Below are 16,851 nucleotides of genomic sequence, written 5' to 3'. Positions count from 1 at the left end.
CGGACAGCGTTATTCACCCGGTTTTTGCAGGATCACGCTCAACTAGCCCCTCTAATATTCTGTCGATCTCACTCAGCAAATCAGATCCAAGACGCACCCCTGAAGCCTTAACATTCTCTTGTACCTGCTCTGGTCTGGATGCCCCAATGATTGCAGCCGATACCTGCGGATTCTGCAGCACCCATGCGATGGCCAATTGCGGCAGTGTCAGCCCCGCTTCGTGTGCAAGTGAGGACAGCCGGGAGACCGCCGTAAGAACCTCTGTGTGCAGCCACTGGCCAGCCAATCGTTCGAAGAACGGAGAACCCGCCGAAGTCGAAGCGCGGGACCCCTGCGGGACCGGTTGATTCGGCAGATATTTTCCCGACAGAATACCTTGGGCCAGCGGTGACCAGACAACCTGCCCGATCCCTTCCCGCTCGGAAGCCTGGATAACCTCCGCTTCGATCACCCGCCATAACATCGAATATTGCGGCTGGCTAGCCACCAAGGGAACCCTCAGCTCCCGGGCCAACACCGCAGCTTGTGTGATCTGTTCCGCCGTCCATTCGCTTATCCCCACATACAGAACTTTCCCTTGACGCACCAGATCGGAGAAGGCCAGGAAGGTCTCCTCCAGCGATACCTTCTTGTCAAATCTATGAGCATAATAGATATCTATATAATCCGTCTGCAGCCTTTCCAACGAGGAGTTACAAGCTTCCATGATATGCTTCCGGGATAATCCCCGGTCATTGGGGCCTGTTCCTGTAGGCTGATAGACCTTGGTACATAACTCGATGCTCTCCCGCCGCACACCTGTTAAGACTTGTCCCAGCACCGTCTCAGCCTTCGTATCCGAATACACATCTGCGGTGTCAAATGTAGTAATTCCCGCGTCCAATGCAGCATGAACACAAGCTTTGGCTGTGTCATTGTCCACTTGAGCCCCATGCGTAATCCAGTTTCCAAAAGCAATCTCACTGACCGATAAGCCGCTGGCACCCAATTTCCGATATTCCATCTTCTTACCTCCTTTTTAATAGCCATTTAAGCGTAACAAATCACTATTAATAGGTGAAATATCATTTAAAGAGTATTTTGATATGAAAAAAGTATCACAGATCCATTCAATGCATTCTCATAGGTGAACCAGGCTCAACATGCAAAGACCCCTCCATTAAATTGGAGAGGCCTTCTTAGATCTATAGCGTAGCTACTGTCTGCTCATACAACGCCCCATCTACCCCACCGACAAACGGCGTCCACTCCCCTGTAGTATACAACTGCAGCCGGTGCATAGCCCGAGTACATGCCGTATAAAAAAGCTTCCGCTCGCTCTCCCTGTGATACGTCTGCGGGGAGGCGTCGTAGATCAGTACGGCATCGAACTCCACGCCTTTGGCAAGATAAGCGGGGATCACCTGTATTCCTTTTTCAAAAGTGGGCGTATTCTTCGTAATCAGCCTCAGCTCCGGGGCGCCACCTTGGGCAGTCAGGCACTCATAAGCTTCTCTGCTCTCTGCGGCCGTCTTCGTAATCACAGCGATGGAGCTATAGCCTTCAGCCTGAAGCTCCGCGAGATCTTTCACGATGCGCTCTGCCTTCAACTCACGATTGTCCAGCTTAGCTAATACCGGCTTCCGGCCCCTCCGCTCAAAAGCCACAATCGCCTCGCCGCCGGGCAGCAGCCGCTTCGTAAACTCCACAATCTCAAAGGTCGAGCGGTAGCTGCGGACCAGCAGGAACTGGCTAGTCTCTTCTTCTCCATAGAGCTTCAGCAGCGGTGAGCTGCTTCCATACAGATTCGTCGCCTGCGTGAAGATCGCCTGGCCAAAGTCTCCCAGCACCGTCATGCGGGCACGCGGAAACAGCTTTTTGAGGAACTCATACTGGAACATGGAATAATCCTGGCCTTCATCCACAAAAATATGCCGCACCTGCGTATTCGTCCGCACACCTTCGATTAGCTCTTTTAAATACAAATACGGGGTCGCATCTTCATACCAGAGTGTCCCGCTATCCAGCATCTTCCGGGTCTGCCCGCAGATCTCCAGCCACAGCTCCGGCACCTCTGCTTCCCCTGTCATTTCCCGGTAGGCCCGCTCATCAGTGAACAGCTCGCGGTATAACCCGTTCATGTCGATAAAGGTGAACTTCCTGATCCCCCGTCTCAGCGGTTTGAACTGCTCCTTCACGATCATCTGGGCCAGCAGCTCTTCCTCCCGTTCGGCGAAATCAAAGTCACTCTCATCCTGCTCGCGCTTGTGGACCAGCAATTCCTGAAGGCGGAGGTATTTCTCGGCAAAATCAAACACGCCCCGTTCCCTGTGCAGCATTCGGTATACTTCAGCGTATTGGTCATTGTCGAGGTAATTCATCTCTTCCTCTACCCAGGAGGCTCCCTGCTCCAGCTTTTGCAGTCTGGTCAGCTCTTCGAGCAGCCATTTCTGCACCAGCGTAATCCGATTAGGCAGACGAATCGAAGGATCAAAGCTGTATAGCTTGCTCTTGATTAGCTCCCCCGAGATTAACACGCGGTCCCGGAAGCAAATGTCCTTGAACAGCATCCCCTCCAGCTTCAGCCACTGTGCATAACCCTGAAGTGCCCGGAGGAAGGCTTCCGACGCCTTATATCCGACTCCCTTGAGACGGGCTTCATACCCCTCTTCTTGCTGAGCGGTAAGCACGTATTCCATCTGATCGAACGAATCTTCAATCCGGTAATCCTGCCCCAGCCATGTTTCCAGATATTCCTGAAAGGTGACCTGCTGCATATTCTCTTCACCCAGCTCCGGAAGAACGGTAGATACATAGCTGTTGAACATCGGGTTAGGGGAAAATAACACAATCTGATCCGCCGTCAGCCGCTCGCGGTGTTTGTACAGCAGGTAGGCTACGCGCTGGAGCGCTGCCGAGGTTTTGCCGCTGCCCGCCGCTCCCTGCACAATAAGCATCCGGCTCGTATCGTTACGGATAATCGCGTTCTGCTCCGCCTGAATCGTGGCTACAATGCTCTTCATTTGTGAATCTGCGCCTTTGCCAAGCACCTGCTGGAGCAGCTCATCTCCGATCGTAACGCTCGAATCGAACAAATGCTGGAGCTGACCGTCACGGATCTGGTACTGCCGCTTCAGTTCCATCGTTCCGCTAATCCGTCCTCCGGGTGTGTCGAAGGCTGCTTTTCCTGGCGGATAGTCGTAGTACAGGCTCGCAATGGGGGTCCGCCAGTCATAGACCACGAAGCTCAGACCATCCTCTTCGATGAAGGAGGACACTCCGATATAGACCTGTTCCACAGCCTCCTGACCCTCCTCGTGAAAATCAATCCGGCCAAAATAAGGCGACGGCAGCAGCCGCTGCATATTCTTCCATTGCCGCAGCTTCCGCGCATGACTGCGTTCCCGTTCTGACAGGACTGCGTCCTGCTGGGTAATGGTGAAGAAGCTCTCTTCGAAATCCTCCTCCGTACTCGTATTGACCGTAACCTCTTCCCAGAATCTCCGGCGGATGTCTGTGGCCTGCTCCTTCAGCTGGCCAACCTCCGGCTCCAGGCTTGCGATCCCCGATTTCAGCTTCTCTTTGACCTGCTCCAGCCACTCCTGCTCCTGCTCCCAGCTGCTTACCTTCTCCATCACCTGATCACTCCTCTTTCTTGAAATAGTCCCAAACAGGCGGGTTGACAAACCGGATGTCCCTTTGCTATAATTAAGATATAAATAAGATGCGTTACCTCCGATCTGATTTCTGAAAATAGTCAACAGTCTTCTAACATTAGCATATTATTTCTTTGTATGCAATACTTTCTGAATCATAATTAACCCTGGCGCAAGCGCCAGGGTCTTGTTGTTTAGGTGATAACCTGTCCTTGTATTCCCCGCTGAATCGGCTAACCGTCTGCTCACCAGCACAGCCGTTACACCGGTCTCTCGATCTCAAAAATCTCCCCAATCCCCGCATAGTTATTCCCTGCCAGACGGCTGACCGCCCCTAAGGCCACCGGATTAATTCTTCCCTGTTCGTAGATCGCTTCATCCAGATGAAACTGCACGATCCTGCCGATCACTAGGTCATTATTCGGCAGCTCCAGGCAATGCTCCAACACACATTCCATCCGCACCTTCGCTTCCTGGACGCCGGGGACCTTAATTCGCTGGCTATCCACAGGCGTCATACCTGCTAAGGCGACCTCACTCTGGTCAGGCGGCAACGGTGCAGCAGTCATATTCACTTGTCTGACATTCTGCTCATCCACAATATGAACCACAAACTCCTTCATGTGCTTGATGTTGCGTGCAGTATCCTTGGACTGACCCCCGGCATGCTGAATAGAGATAGAGATCATCGGCGGGTTGGAGGATACAATATTGAAATAGCTGAACGGTGCACCGTTCAAGACCCCATCCTCCGACAAGGTGGTTACAAAAGCAATCGGACGCGGAATAATCGTCCCGACCAGAAGCTTATAATTATCCCGTTCGGTGCCCTGCTGCGGATCAATAGTGATCATGCTCGTGCCTCCTTTTTAATGTCAAAGCAGATTAGTCAAGCTCTCTTACAGTAACCGGCAGCAGAACTTGTTCAATCTGTGCTCTGTGCGGCTCGTATTGTTCCGGCAGCATCAGGCTGGTCCCCATCGTCTCCGGCGTTTCATCATGAGCGAAGCCCGGAGGATCGGTAGCGATCTCGAACAGAATCTCCCCATGCTCTCTGAAGTAAATGGCGTTGAAATAATTCCGGTCCTGCACAGGCGTTACCCCATATCCATTATCATGCACAACTTCCTGCCATTCAAGCTGATCCTGATCATCCTTCGCTCTCCAGGCGATATGATGTACGGTGCCGACACCCATTTCACCGCGCGGTACAGCCGTTACCTTCAGCTCAACCACATTTCCCAGATCCGCAGCCGAATGGTAACGGGCGACATCACCTTCTTGCCCCGCGAATGTAAGTCCCATCACCTTCTCCAGCAGCTCCGCCGTTTGTTCAGGTTGAATGGACAGCAGTGTTGCGCCGCCGAAGCCCTTGATCGCCACCTCGGGGGTTACCCCGCTGAAGGTCCATTCATTACGCTCACCCGCCTCCCGTTCCACCAGCTCCAGATGCAGACCGTGCGGATCATCGAATTCCAGGTAGTGCTCTCCGAACCGCTCCATCTCTGTGTAAGCCACCTTGAATGCCGTGAGCCGCTCTCTCCAGAACGCCATCGCCCCAACCGGAATCACATATGAAGTCACACCAACCTGCCCGCCGCCGATCTTACCCTGATACGCATCCGCCCACGGGAAGAAGGTAATAATCGTTCCCGGCTTCCCGCCATCATTGCCGAAGTAGAAGTGATACGTTCCCGGATCGTCGAAATTGACCGTTTGCTTCACCAGCCGCAGTCCCAGTACCCCTGCATAAAAGTCCATATTCTCCTGCGGATGCCCGACAATAGCGGTGATATGATGAATACCCAAGGTTTGCTTGTTCATTTGAATTGCCTCCTAAGTTAATAAAATTGAATAATATCTTTACTTTAAGATATTTGGTTGAACATTATCTTTAAGTTAAGATAATTTATATCCTCACTTTACTTTCTATAGTTACAGTTGTCAAGTACTTGAGTACAATAAATAGCCCCTTCTTAAGAAGAGGCCGCTGAACTAATAGTTTTTGAACACATTTTACTAGATGAACTGTGACAATCCTGCACATATTGCAACATTCTGCTCACTCTATGGCCCGTAATCAAAAAATGTTGCACAAAAGGCAGCTTTCCGCATCCACCAGACAGCTGGACGGAACTATTCCTGCTTTTTATACAACATTTCTCCCGAATACTTAGGTATTAATCAACCAGAGTTGCAATTTATGCAGTATTTCTTAGCTATCAGCATTAACTTTACTTAACAAGCTTTTTCTCATAAAAGCACAAGGTCAGCCTGTCGTTGATCTGTTGGGTCTCACCCGTCCTTCTGTAGCCCAGCTTTTCATACAAGTAGCAGTTTCGCTCCTCCTGCACGACGGTCGCCAGCCCCCACGTTTTCGCATCCGAATAGATCTCTTCAATCCGGGCGAATGCCTGCTGGGCGATGCCTTGGCTTTGGGATTGCGGAACTACACATAATTGACCGAGCCAGTAATGATGCTCATCTGTCTTCTTGACCCTAATGCTACCTGCTGCGACACCGGCATACCGGATGATGTAATAATCTACAGAAGCCTGATTAAGCCGTTCCGCCACTCTCTCCACCGTTTCATTGGCCGGGCTTGTCTCATAATCCTGATATTTCTCCAAGAGCGGCAGAAAGGCCTGAAGCTGCATAGCATGAATATCCGCCGCATCCTCCAACGTAGCTTTACTTAATGTAACCTCTGACTTTTCCATTGTATGTACCTCCTGGCTTTATACCCTATACACGTAGTCCCAATGTTCACCCTTAAGTACAGAGCCAGGACCCATGTGCCGTTTCTGCTGCAAAACAAAACCAACGCGCTCATACATCCGCTGCGCGGGGATCAGATCATTATTAGTGGTCACCCGAATCTGCCCGACTTTATTCCGCAGGATTCGGTCGACCGCTTCTTGAAGCTGCATGGTACTGTAGCCTTTGCCTTTGTGGGCAGTCGCAATACAGTTATGGCCGATTTCAGCGTATCTGGGCATCTGCCTCGGGTCCCAGGATACGAAGCCAATAGCCTTACCATGCAGCGTAGTCATGAACCCATATTGATCCGCAAGTTGCAGATTGTCAAAGAAAAAGTGGTCGAACTCCTGCCAATCCTCCAGACAGCTCTGCTCATACCTGCGGTCGAAGGAATAAGCATCCTTCAATAGTTCAAGCAATGTTCCCCGTTCAAACAGGCTGATTTTACTGAATTCAATGCTCATTTACTTCCCTTCTTTTCTTGTGTATAGTTACTTTCACTTCAACACTACAGGTTCCAGTAAACTCAAGTCATACAAATTTCCACCGCCCGCAGGGCTGTCATTGCGGATATGTTCTTCCAGACAGAGTCTGCTGCGGTCAGAGCGGTACTTTTGGCTATGCACCAACTGATCCATCAGCATCTTCCAGGAACCTCCAATGTCTTCACTGCTGTCCAGCTTGGCATATAGCCCGCCGGGCAGGATCATTTCCTCGAAAGGCTCGGGGACGCTGATTCCTTCAGGAATTGTCGCACACATTCCATAGCCATAGGGTTTACCTGCACTACTTGGCATAGGCTTCATATTCCCGCCGAATAACCGCGCCGTGCCCAGGAGATTTGCGGATTCCAACCAATCCATGATAGGACCCATCGCTTTGTCTTCCGGAGAAACGTCTACCACGATATGAAAGGCTACCCTCATAGTTGGCAGTGTAATCACTTTAAATGTGGACTGTCCGGTTACATTACTCATAAAGACATTCTCCATTTCGCTAAGCAGTTCCTCCTGAATGGAGGTTCTCTTATTGGAATTATTCAGGTAATCGAGTACCTGATGTAATTGCTGTCCCATCTGTTCTAGTTCTTCCCGGTGCACCTGTAGAGCAAGTATCCTGTTCTGTATAACCTGCTTAAGCACAGGCACAGAACTTTTATCCAAGACAGCCTGTATTTCTCTGATCGGGATATCCATTCTCCGCAGCAGCGCTGTGATCCTGATACACTTAAGCGCATGTTCATCGTAGATACGCCAGCCGGAAGATACCTCTCTCTTACTCTGAAACAATCCTTCTGCTTCCCAGTGCCGCAAGGTGCGGCTCGTCAGCCCGAGTTGCTCCGACAATTGCTGTATGCTAACAACCGTCCTGTTCATTTCTCCCTCCTTCCTGTGATCACATCCCTATCCTATCACTTGACGCAGCGGCAACTTCAAGGAGGAATTTGGATTACTGCCGTATGCTCCTCCAGCTTTGCTCGTATGGTCTGCATGGAATCACTCCTAAACCTACGCGAACTAAAGTTTGACATTCTCCAGAAAGTACTGTATAAATACACTAATTCAATATTATATAGCTTTGCAATGACGAAGAGAGTACGCATAACGAATACTTCAGAGAGCTGATGGTAGGTGCGAATCAGTGTAGGGAATATGCCGAAGTGGGCTTCTGAGCATCCAAACCGAACCTTCAGGAAGTAGGCTTTGGCGAAAGTCTCGTCGTTACAAGAGACGCGTATTCAAACCTATAGTGAGGTTTCGATACGTTCAAGCGGTCCGGATCACCGTTCGGACTAACTAAGGTGGCACCACGGGGTTTTCTCGTCCTTTTCAGGATGAGAAGACCCCTTTTTGATTTTATAGACGGAGGGATAATATGAGTAATGACATTGTATTAACAGGAATTAAACCTACGGGCAAAGTCCATCTGGGGAACTACATCGGAGCAATCAAGCCTGCACTGCAAATCGCCGGGGCCAGTGATTGCACTTCACTCTACTTCATTGCCGACTACCATGGGTTAAATTTTATACAGAATAGAGACGAGTTCAGAGATCTGTCTTATAGTATCGCAGCCACTTGGCTGGCACTCGGACTCAACCCGGACCGGGTGATTTTCTATAGACAATCTGATGTGCCGGAGATCTTCGAGCTGTGCTGGATTCTAGCCTGCCTGACGTCCAAAGGACTGATGAATCGTGCCCATGCCTACAAAGCGATTCAAGATCAAAATGAACAACTGGGCGTGGATGCGGATACTGGTGTTAATATGGGCCTGTTCACCTATCCAATTCTGATGGCTGCGGACATTCTGCTGTTTCAATCAGACAAGGTCCCTGTCGGTAAAGACCAGATTCAGCATGTAGAGATCGCCAGAGATATCGCCGAAAGCTTCAACCGGGTTTATGGAGATACGTTCAAGCTGCCTGACTATATTGTCGATGAGAGCACAGCGGTGATTCCTGGTCTTGACGGGAGGAAAATGAGCAAAAGCTATAACAATACGATTCCGCTGTTCGAAACGCCAGAGAACCTGAAGAAGCTGATCAGCAAAATCAAAACAGACTCTACACTTCCGCAGGATCCGAAAGACCCGGAAACCTCTAATATTTTTTTGTTGTATAAAGAATTTGCGACACCCGCTCAAGTGCAGGAGTTAAGAGACAAATATCTAAGCGGCATTAGCTGGGGGGAAGCCAAGCAGGAGCTGTTCCAGGTGGTTAATGCTGCTCTGGAGGAGCCACGGAAGAAATACTACGATCTCATAGCAGCGCCAGAGCAGATCGACACAATCTTGAGTGAAGGCGCCCGGAAGGCAAGAGCCCTGGCGGGACCATTGCTTAAGAAGGTTAAGTCGAGGATAGGACGTTATTCGTAGACCTGACTTAAGGCATAGGTGATCATTTGTTTGTCTTTGAATACACAAAGAAACCACTCTTGGAACAGGTCAGGTCTCTTCCCGCTCCAAGAGTGGTTTCTTCAGCAGCTACAGCTTCGCAAATAACCGCTCCCCGTTTGTCTGGATATATCTGTACATGCCGGCGCAGACCGCTGCCATTAGAATGCAGTATCCCAGCAGGATGAGATTTCCGCCCCCCCCAGGAAGAAGCATGAACAGTACGGCGGGAACAGCCAGCGTGAGAACGCCGATAACCATCGTTACCAGCACCGACGCACTCTGCTTGATCGCCGCAACTTCACTGGTCCAGTCCAGCTTGGGTAGCTTCAGGTTCACCATAACGCCCAGCAGCGCAGAATAGCAGGCATAGATTACCGGAACGGCCAGCATCAATATACTCTCCGTCAACCCAACACGCAGGGTATAGACCAGCAGCCCCCAGCTTACGGCTGTAACCGGTACCGTAATAGTGAGATTCACCGCCACCTTGCTGAATACAATTGCCGGTTTGGGCACGGGGGAGCTGGTCAAGATCCACAGATGATTGCCTTCCAGCGAAATAGAGCAGGCTGTCGTACAGCTCAGAACAACGAATAGAGAGATCACCAGCGGACTCAGCGTACTTAGGGAGTCCGACAGCTGCGGGATGTCAAGTATAGTTCCCAGCTGCTCTGAGCTGACGAATAATAAGGAAATGGACATCATCAGGAGCAGCACCATCCCGATCCCTGTGTTCAGCACATAATTGACCGAGCTGAAATAACGCCGCAGCTCCTTAAGATACAAGGCCTTGAATGCTGAATTCGCCTGCAGCGGCTTCATCGTGTATCCGCGGCTTGCGCGGCTGGTCATAAGCCCTGTATGAATTGCCTTGTACCGGGTCGCCAGCAGGACTGAGAACAGCATAAAGACCAGCACAGACACCGCGATGAAGAAGAGCAAGGCACTTACCCGGTACGAGCAGACCGCATCAACGTACAGGGAAGCCGGAGGATACACCTTGAAGATCATATCACCCAAGGCGGCTCCAACATCTGCAATCGCCTGCTGCCCTTGATTGAGCGTGAACGAGCCCAGCATCAGCACAATGATGAAGGCGAACGTGAGGATCATATTCAGGATTTTGCTCGACCGGAACCGGGAAGAGACCCAGCTAATGAGGGTGCCCACAAGCGTAGCCGCTATAATCGGCAGCTGAGTAATGAAGAAGAGCGTCAATAGGAAAAACAGATAGAACAGCACGCCCGGCTTCACATATATCGCATACACCGCCCCCGCTGGAAGCATGACCAGCAGCGTGAAGAACAGGTTCATCACATAAAGCTGAAGCACCCGGCTCGCCACCACATGGCTGGTCTTCACCGGGAGAGACATGATCATATCGTAGTCCTTATAACTGAATAATACCCCGCTTGCCTTATAGACCGTAGTGAAGAAGCCGACCAACGAAGTGGCCGCCATCATCACTGCCAGCAATAAGTCCATCCGCCCAAGCTGCTCGAACGACTGCGCCATCATGAAGCTGTAGCCGAATGACACGGCTCCGATCATGAGTATCCCGGCTATCATCGCGATGCTGAGCAGCAGCGCCTTCCGTCTCTGTGCAGAGTCTTTCGTATGCAGCGCTTTATTGAGGCCGAAGGAGGATAACAGCTGCAGCTTCGTTAATCTCCAGACATTAATCATGATCGATCAGCTCCATGAATACATCCTCCAGGCTGTTCTCGCCTCTGACCTCTTCGGTCTTACCATGGGCAATCAGCCGTCCGCCTTTGATGATCGCAATCTTATTGCAGAGCTTCTCAGCGGTATCCAGCACATGCGTGGAGAAGAAAATCGCACTGCCTCTGCTGCACACATCTGCCATGATCGTCTTCAGCGTATGCGCCGCTTTCGGATCAAGCCCCACAAAAGGCTCATCCAGCACTAACAGCTTCGGCTCATGGATCAGGGCAGAGATAATGGCCAGCTTCTGCTTCATGCCGTGGGAATATGAGGAGATCAGATCGCCCAGACTCGCTGTAAGCTGGAAGGCATCGCCGTACTGCCCAATCAGCCGCTCCCGGTTGGCCCCCGATACACTGAAGAGATCGCCGATGAAATTCAAGTATTGAATCCCCGTCAGGTGATCGTACAAGTCCGGGTTATCCGGGATGTAGGCAAGCTTCGCCTTGCAGGCTAACGGATCTTTTTTAATTGAGATGCCGTCAATTTCAATCTCCCCTTGTTCAAAATCAAGCACGCCCACCACAGCACGGATAGTCGTGGTCTTGCCAGCGCCGTTATGGCCGATGAAGCCATAGATGTCTCCCCGCTCGACTACCAGACTGAGATCATCTACTGCTTTTTTGCCGCCCTTATAGCTCTTCGTAAAATGTCTAATCGTCAGCATTTCCTCTCACCTCTTCCTTGGTGTTAGCAAATAACTATAATACGAACAGCCCGGGCTAATGGTTCATTTCAATATTAAATCCCATTCTCCCGCATTTTTGCCGTGATTAAGTTCATGCGGGGCTCAAGCGTTCCTCCGCTGTATTTCGGCAGGCGTATCTCATCGACAATCCGGCCGTCGCACATGAACATAATCCGCTGCGTCCTGGCTGCCACAGTGGCATCATGGGTGACCAGCATGATGGCCGTCCCTTCCTCATTGATTCCGGACAGCAGGGCCATGATCTCCTCGGCTGCCTTCAGATTCAGCGCACCGGTCGGCTCATCCCCGAAAATAATGCGCGGACTGCCCATCAGCGCGCGGCAAATGCCGGCCCGCTGCAGCTGTCCGCCCGAAGCCTCCGTGATATCACGCTTCGCCAGCTCCGCGATGCCCACCTTCTGCATAAGCTGCTGCGCCTTATCCGTAATCGCGGCAACCTTCCGCCGGTTGCCGCGCATCGACGGCAGAATGATATTATCCAGGATGTTCAGATTCTTCATCAGCGTCGGCTGCTGGAACACGAAGCCCATTTCCGTTCTGCGGAGATCCGCAAGCTCATCCTCTTCAAGTATCCCCAGATCCCTGCCCTCAAAAGTAACCAGGCCCCCGTCGATCCGGTCCATTCCGCTCAGTGCAAACAGCAGCGTGGATTTCCCTGAGCCTGAAGGTCCCATCACCGAGACGAATTCACCTTCGTGAATATCGACGGATACTTCGTCCAGCACCTTGCGCTGCTCCTCGCCGGTGCCGTATTGTTTGGTTATATTTTCACCCGAAATAATCTTCTTCATCTTCTTGATCTACTCCTTAATATTGCCGGATATTTGAATGTGGCCGATGCCCGATGTGCCGATAACCGCCCCGATGAGTACAGAACCGGTCATGATCAGCGGACACAGCAGATACGCCGAGAGTGGATTGATCACGAACTTGAACGACGAAGCTCCGAAGGAGGAGATCACAGCCCCGGCGAGAATCTGCCCCAGAGTGTTCGCCAGCAGGATGCCCAGAGCCATTCCGGTCACAAGCACAAATATAGAACGTGCATAATACTGTACAGTCAGATCGGAATTCCGGAAGCCCATGGATTTCATGACGGCTATAGAGTAACGGTCCTTGGCTACCAGCATCCGCATGAACAAGAGTGTAATCAGTACATTCAGAACCAGCATCACGGCTAGAGCAGCCCATGCAGCCTTACCGACTGAGCTAATGGTAGAGCCGAAGGTCTGCGTCACATATTCCCCGATATCGGACACCTTCGCATAACTGAACCGCTCTGCATATTCGCTCACCTTGCTGCTGATTAGCATGGAATCTGCAAGCTCCGCATAAATCACGGCCCACATGGCCTGATCAGAAGTCGTGGTGAAGGTGGCCTTGGCTGTTTTTCCGCCGTTGGTCACATCCGAATAAATCCCGGACACCGTAAGCTCCTTCGCTTCTCCGTCTACGAGCAGGGTCAGGGAATCACCGGCTTGCTTGCCCAGTTCCTTGGCATTCGCGGCGGAGAGGGCAATCTCATTCGCTGCAACCGGGCCATGTCCTTCACCATAGGCAACCGGAAAAATGGAATGGTCACCCAGCTCAACCTTTATCCGCTCAACGACACCATTGTCCAGCTTCACGTTCAGCGCCTGAGTGGTCAGCACGGCAAAACGGAAGATCATCACATCCTGCTCCATCACCCGCGCAATATCTGCGGCCTTCTCTGCAATATGGTCCGTCTGCTGGATATCCATGCGCAGATCACTGTCACCGATGCCCATGTATGTAATGAAGCTTGGAGAGGAGATCGTATGATAGAGATTCTGGGGCACAATCATAAGGAAGGAAGAGATGACGAGCACCGCAAGCATGGTTGCGTATAGACTTTTTCTGGACAAAACATCCTTAACGCCCAAGTAGACATTCGTGTTCAGCAGCCGGTTGCCGCTCAAGGTAAACCGCCCTGAGCCCGTCCGTGTCTGCTGGGATGTACCGAAACGAATGGCTTCGACCGCCGAAATCTTCCGGAAACGCTTCAGCACCCTGTTCACATAGGCAACAATAACGAGGAATACGAGCAGTACGCCAAGGATGCCGCAGGCCAGAGCAAGTGCCGGATGCGCACTTTCGCCCATATACAGCCTGATATTCTCAAGCAGCAGACCTCTGAAGCTGAACGATAATGCCAAGCCGAGGATACTGCCCAGAGCTGCTATCGCTGCATATTTGGCCAGATAGATTTTTTTGAGATCCGAGACGCGCAGGCCGATGGCCTTCATGACACCGATCTCCCGGTAATCGCTCTCGATGGTTGCCATGAGGGTGAACCGTATACATAGAAAAGCAATAATAACAACCAGCACACTCGCCAGCAGGATCACCGCAATCATCAGCCCGTCCGAGATCGCATTAAGCACTCTGAACAGGGGATATGTAATCACCGGACCGTTCCCCTCAAGTCCTGCTGCGGTATAGTCGGTCTCGAAGGCTCCCAGCATCGACAGGTCCTTCAATCTGAACTCAATCAGATATTCCGTGGTTCCGTACTGCGCCAGCTCCGCATAATCCTCCGTGCTGACGAGGAACCGCTTCGATGAAGCGAGCAGCGAGTTCATCTGTGAATCCCGCAGGAACCCCGCTACGGTGAGACTTGTGTCCCCCACGGTAACCTTCCCTCCGGCCTTGACGGAGCCATCCTTCATATAACTGATCGGGACATACACCTCGCCGCCCCGTACATCAATCACATTCCCGTCCAGATCAAGCAGATAATCAAACTTCCCGCTCTGTGTGCTGAAGCCGTTATCCTGAACACTGTCCGCAAGCGTATGCCCGTCCATGACAATCCTCGGGCCTTCTACATTGAGGAAATCAAGCACCTGGTATTCTTCCACCTTGTTGTTCTGCTCTGCAAAGGCCTTGAGCCGGGCTTGATCCAGCTGGCCGGAATGCATCTGCAGGAAATGCGGCGTCTTCGCCTGTGTCATTAAATGATCGATGGCCCCGCTCAGATTGACGACCAGAATGGCTGACAGAGAGACGAGCATGGCTGCAGCTGCTACGAACAGCATAGTCGTGAGCGTAATTCCCTTACTTGTACGGATATCTCTGCGGATGATTCGGTAAAACATAAGTTACCCCCTGCTCTCAAGACTTGTAATGGATTTGAGCCGATAGATCATGACCGAAGCAGCGCTTAACAGCAGCCCGGCAATGATGATGAGAAGTCCCATCCCCCGCCCGCTGCCAGTGCCGATGATCCGCCCCACACTATCCGCCAGAACTCCGCCGCTCACCAGCAAGGGAGTAAATACGTAGTCTGCCAGCACACCTGCCAGCATATAAGCCGCCACGAATCCCAGCTGTGAGAGCAGTCCGATCAATGACCAGGCCCTCCCCTGAACGGAATTGTCAATATTGGTGCGGACCAGATAATCCAGGGCCGTGTTCGTAAAGGGCAACATGGCAAAAAACATAAATCCGGCAGCGCCAATCAGCACAATATTCTCACGCAGTCCGAAGACGGCGATACTGATTCCTGAGCAAAAAAGCGACACTGTCAGCATGCGTACGAAATTTTTTTGTATATGCAGCATCCCTATAATGACACTCGACACCAGCATTCCCGATGCCATGACCGTCTCAAGCGTCCCCAGGACCGCACTGCTGGAGAACGCCAGAATCATCGGCATCGACAAGGTCTCGATGAACCCGATGAAGAAGGTCATGACCGAGGTCATAATCACCAGCACCAGTACTCCCCGATTCCCGGAGACTGCTCTCCAGCCTTCTTGAAATTCACGGATAAAGGCCGGTGCCTGCTCCGTCTTCTTGGAGGTAAGACCGCTGCGGACCGCAAGCGTAGTAGGCACGGTTAGAAAAAAAGTACAGATGTCGATAATCAGCAGCAGCTTCACATCAGAGACTGTAAGCAGCAGCCCGGCAATGAGCGGCGAAATCAGATATTTGGCGGAGCCGGCAATCTGCACAAACCCGCTGGCTTTCGTATACTGCTCCTCGGTAAGCAGATCCGTTATCGTAGCCTTATAGGCGGGATCAAGCAAGGAGGAGAATACCGAGCTTACAGTCACCCCTAAGCAGATCTGCCACAGCTGTGCATCTCCATTCAGCAGGCAGACCAGAATATAGATCAGACCTAAGGCAGAGAGCGTATCCCCCAGCACCATCAGCAGCCTGCGGTCATAGCGGTCCGCTAGCACGCCAGCGACTGGACTGAGTAGGAGGGAAGGCATGAATGCCAGTAATGTCACCAGCGCCATAGCCGAAGCCTGCCCGGTCTGCTGTAAGGTATATATCCCCAGCCCGAACGCGGTGAGCCCGCCGCCGATAGCTGAGATCAGTTGTCCTGACCACAAAAACAGGAATCTGCCGAAGCCTGTGCCGGATCTATTCATCACCATTGCCCGCTTCCACTCCACCGGAGGCGCCGAACATCTGCATCACGCTCATCAGACTTCCGCTCCCGGCACCGAGCAGCCTTTCCACATTGGCGATGAAGGCCAGAATGCGTGACATTCGCTCGTCCTCCGTCATTTCGACCATATCTTGGTCAAAAATGGTGGTGGCGTAGACCACAACCATCTCCATACATTCATACGGATAAGGCGTATTGAATATCCCCTGCTCGATCCCCTCGCTGATGATGGAGGCCAGAATGGGCGGAACGCTGCGGATGACCGCCTTTTGTACCTTCTGGTGCATCAGCGCATTCTGCGGCTTGTGGATATGCTCCATAATCTCCGTGCTGCTGCCGTCTCCGCCGCTGATGTTCAGCGCCATGACCGCACGGAGAATCCGCTCAATGACGGGGATGCTCTTGTCTTCAGCAATCTGCTGCGCGGCATGAAGGATAGTGGCATTCGTCCGCTCAATCAGCGCGTCCATAATATCCTCCTTCGACTTGAAGTGATAATACAGTGTCCCGCGCGCAATGCCGACCTTGCCCAGAATATCGCCCGTGCTGGTACCGTCGAAGCCCTTCTGTCCGAACAGCTCCTCTGCTGCATCCAGAATCTCATTTCTGCGGGCTTCTGCTTCTTTTACAACTCTCATGGTCATGTCTCCTTATGTGAAGGTGGGATGATACTAAGTTTGGGAGTAACTGTGATTGTAAGT

Annotated in this window: 14 protein-coding genes and 1 other annotated feature; of the genes, 1 reads left to right on the top strand and 13 read right to left on the bottom strand. The window is 51.7% G+C overall.

Translation table 11 applies throughout. From position 1 onward, the window contains the following. Positions 1–13 precede the first annotated feature (13 nt). The 7 genes from MKY12_RS10955 to MKY12_RS10925 form a co-directional block, all read right to left on the bottom strand. On the bottom strand, positions 14–1,003 hold the full coding sequence (locus MKY12_RS10955; RefSeq protein WP_339313782.1) for an aldo/keto reductase family protein: 990 nt from the start codon (positions 1,001–1,003) through the stop codon (positions 14–16). A 181-nt stretch (positions 1,004–1,184) separates the two neighbouring features. Continuing rightward, positions 1,185–3,614: an RNA polymerase recycling motor HelD gene (helD, locus tag MKY12_RS10950; protein WP_339313781.1), complete on the bottom strand. Its 2,430-nt coding sequence runs from the start codon at positions 3,612–3,614 to the stop codon at positions 1,185–1,187. A gap of 281 nt (positions 3,615–3,895) precedes the next feature. Continuing rightward, positions 3,896–4,489, bottom strand: coding sequence for a flavin reductase family protein (locus tag MKY12_RS10945; RefSeq protein ID WP_036729833.1), 594 nt, complete (start codon positions 4,487–4,489; stop codon positions 3,896–3,898). Between the two features lie 31 nt (positions 4,490–4,520). Further along, the gene (locus MKY12_RS10940; RefSeq protein ID WP_339313780.1) at positions 4,521–5,459 is read right to left on the bottom strand and encodes a ring-cleaving dioxygenase; all 939 of its coding nucleotides are present in this window, start codon (positions 5,457–5,459) and stop codon (positions 4,521–4,523) included. 410 nt (positions 5,460–5,869) lie between these two features. Then, positions 5,870–6,355, bottom strand: coding sequence for a GNAT family N-acetyltransferase (locus MKY12_RS10935; RefSeq protein ID WP_339313779.1), 486 nt, complete (start codon positions 6,353–6,355; stop codon positions 5,870–5,872). A gap of 18 nt (positions 6,356–6,373) precedes the next feature. After that, positions 6,374–6,859 (bottom strand): GNAT family N-acetyltransferase, encoded by a 486-nt coding sequence (locus MKY12_RS10930; RefSeq protein WP_339313777.1) that lies wholly within the window; start codon positions 6,857–6,859, stop codon positions 6,374–6,376. A gap of 33 nt (positions 6,860–6,892) precedes the next feature. Continuing rightward, the gene (locus MKY12_RS10925) at positions 6,893–7,771 is read right to left on the bottom strand and encodes a MerR family transcriptional regulator (RefSeq protein WP_339313775.1); all 879 of its coding nucleotides are present in this window, start codon (positions 7,769–7,771) and stop codon (positions 6,893–6,895) included. 198 nt (positions 7,772–7,969) lie between these two features. Then, positions 7,970–8,226 (top strand) — a binding site (T-box leader). A gap of 44 nt (positions 8,227–8,270) precedes the next feature. Between MKY12_RS10925 and MKY12_RS10920 the strand changes: the two genes are divergently transcribed. Continuing rightward, complete coding sequence (locus MKY12_RS10920) at positions 8,271–9,272, top strand: tryptophan--tRNA ligase (protein WP_339313774.1); 1,002 nt, start codon at positions 8,271–8,273, stop codon at positions 9,270–9,272. A gap of 108 nt (positions 9,273–9,380) precedes the next feature. Here the strand turns inward: MKY12_RS10920 and MKY12_RS10915 are convergent, their stop codons facing one another. From MKY12_RS10915 to MKY12_RS10890, 6 genes are all read right to left on the bottom strand, one after another. Further along, on the bottom strand, positions 9,381–10,979 hold the full coding sequence (locus MKY12_RS10915; protein ID WP_339313773.1) for a hypothetical protein: 1,599 nt from the start codon (positions 10,977–10,979) through the stop codon (positions 9,381–9,383). Continuing rightward, complete coding sequence (locus tag MKY12_RS10910; RefSeq protein WP_036729857.1) at positions 10,972–11,685, bottom strand: ABC transporter ATP-binding protein; 714 nt, start codon at positions 11,683–11,685, stop codon at positions 10,972–10,974. Before MKY12_RS10910 ends, MKY12_RS10915 begins: the two co-directional genes overlap by 8 nt. 74 nt (positions 11,686–11,759) lie before the next feature. Further along, a complete protein-coding gene (locus MKY12_RS10905) occupies positions 11,760–12,518 on the bottom strand; it encodes an ABC transporter ATP-binding protein (protein WP_339313771.1) in 759 nt (252 codons plus the stop codon). A gap of 9 nt (positions 12,519–12,527) precedes the next feature. Next, on the bottom strand, positions 12,528–14,846 hold the full coding sequence (locus tag MKY12_RS10900) for an ABC transporter permease (RefSeq protein WP_339313769.1): 2,319 nt from the start codon (positions 14,844–14,846) through the stop codon (positions 12,528–12,530). A gap of 3 nt (positions 14,847–14,849) precedes the next feature. Further along, positions 14,850–16,130: an MFS transporter gene (locus MKY12_RS10895; protein WP_036730223.1), complete on the bottom strand. Its 1,281-nt coding sequence runs from the start codon at positions 16,128–16,130 to the stop codon at positions 14,850–14,852. Beyond that, positions 16,123–16,788 (bottom strand): TetR/AcrR family transcriptional regulator, encoded by a 666-nt coding sequence (locus MKY12_RS10890; protein ID WP_339313768.1) that lies wholly within the window; start codon positions 16,786–16,788, stop codon positions 16,123–16,125. The genes MKY12_RS10895 and MKY12_RS10890 overlap by 8 nt, the downstream gene beginning before the upstream one ends. Positions 16,789–16,851: the final 63 nt, after the last annotated feature.

Origin of the sequence: Paenibacillus sp. FSL M7-0896 (assembly GCF_037975415.1) — a bacterium.
In the GTDB taxonomy this organism is placed as follows: Bacteria; Bacillota; Bacilli; order Paenibacillales; family Paenibacillaceae; genus Paenibacillus_AQ; species Paenibacillus_AQ silagei.
The sequence above is the reverse complement of the archived record's forward strand: the minus strand, read 5'-3'. Positions and strand labels throughout refer to the sequence as shown.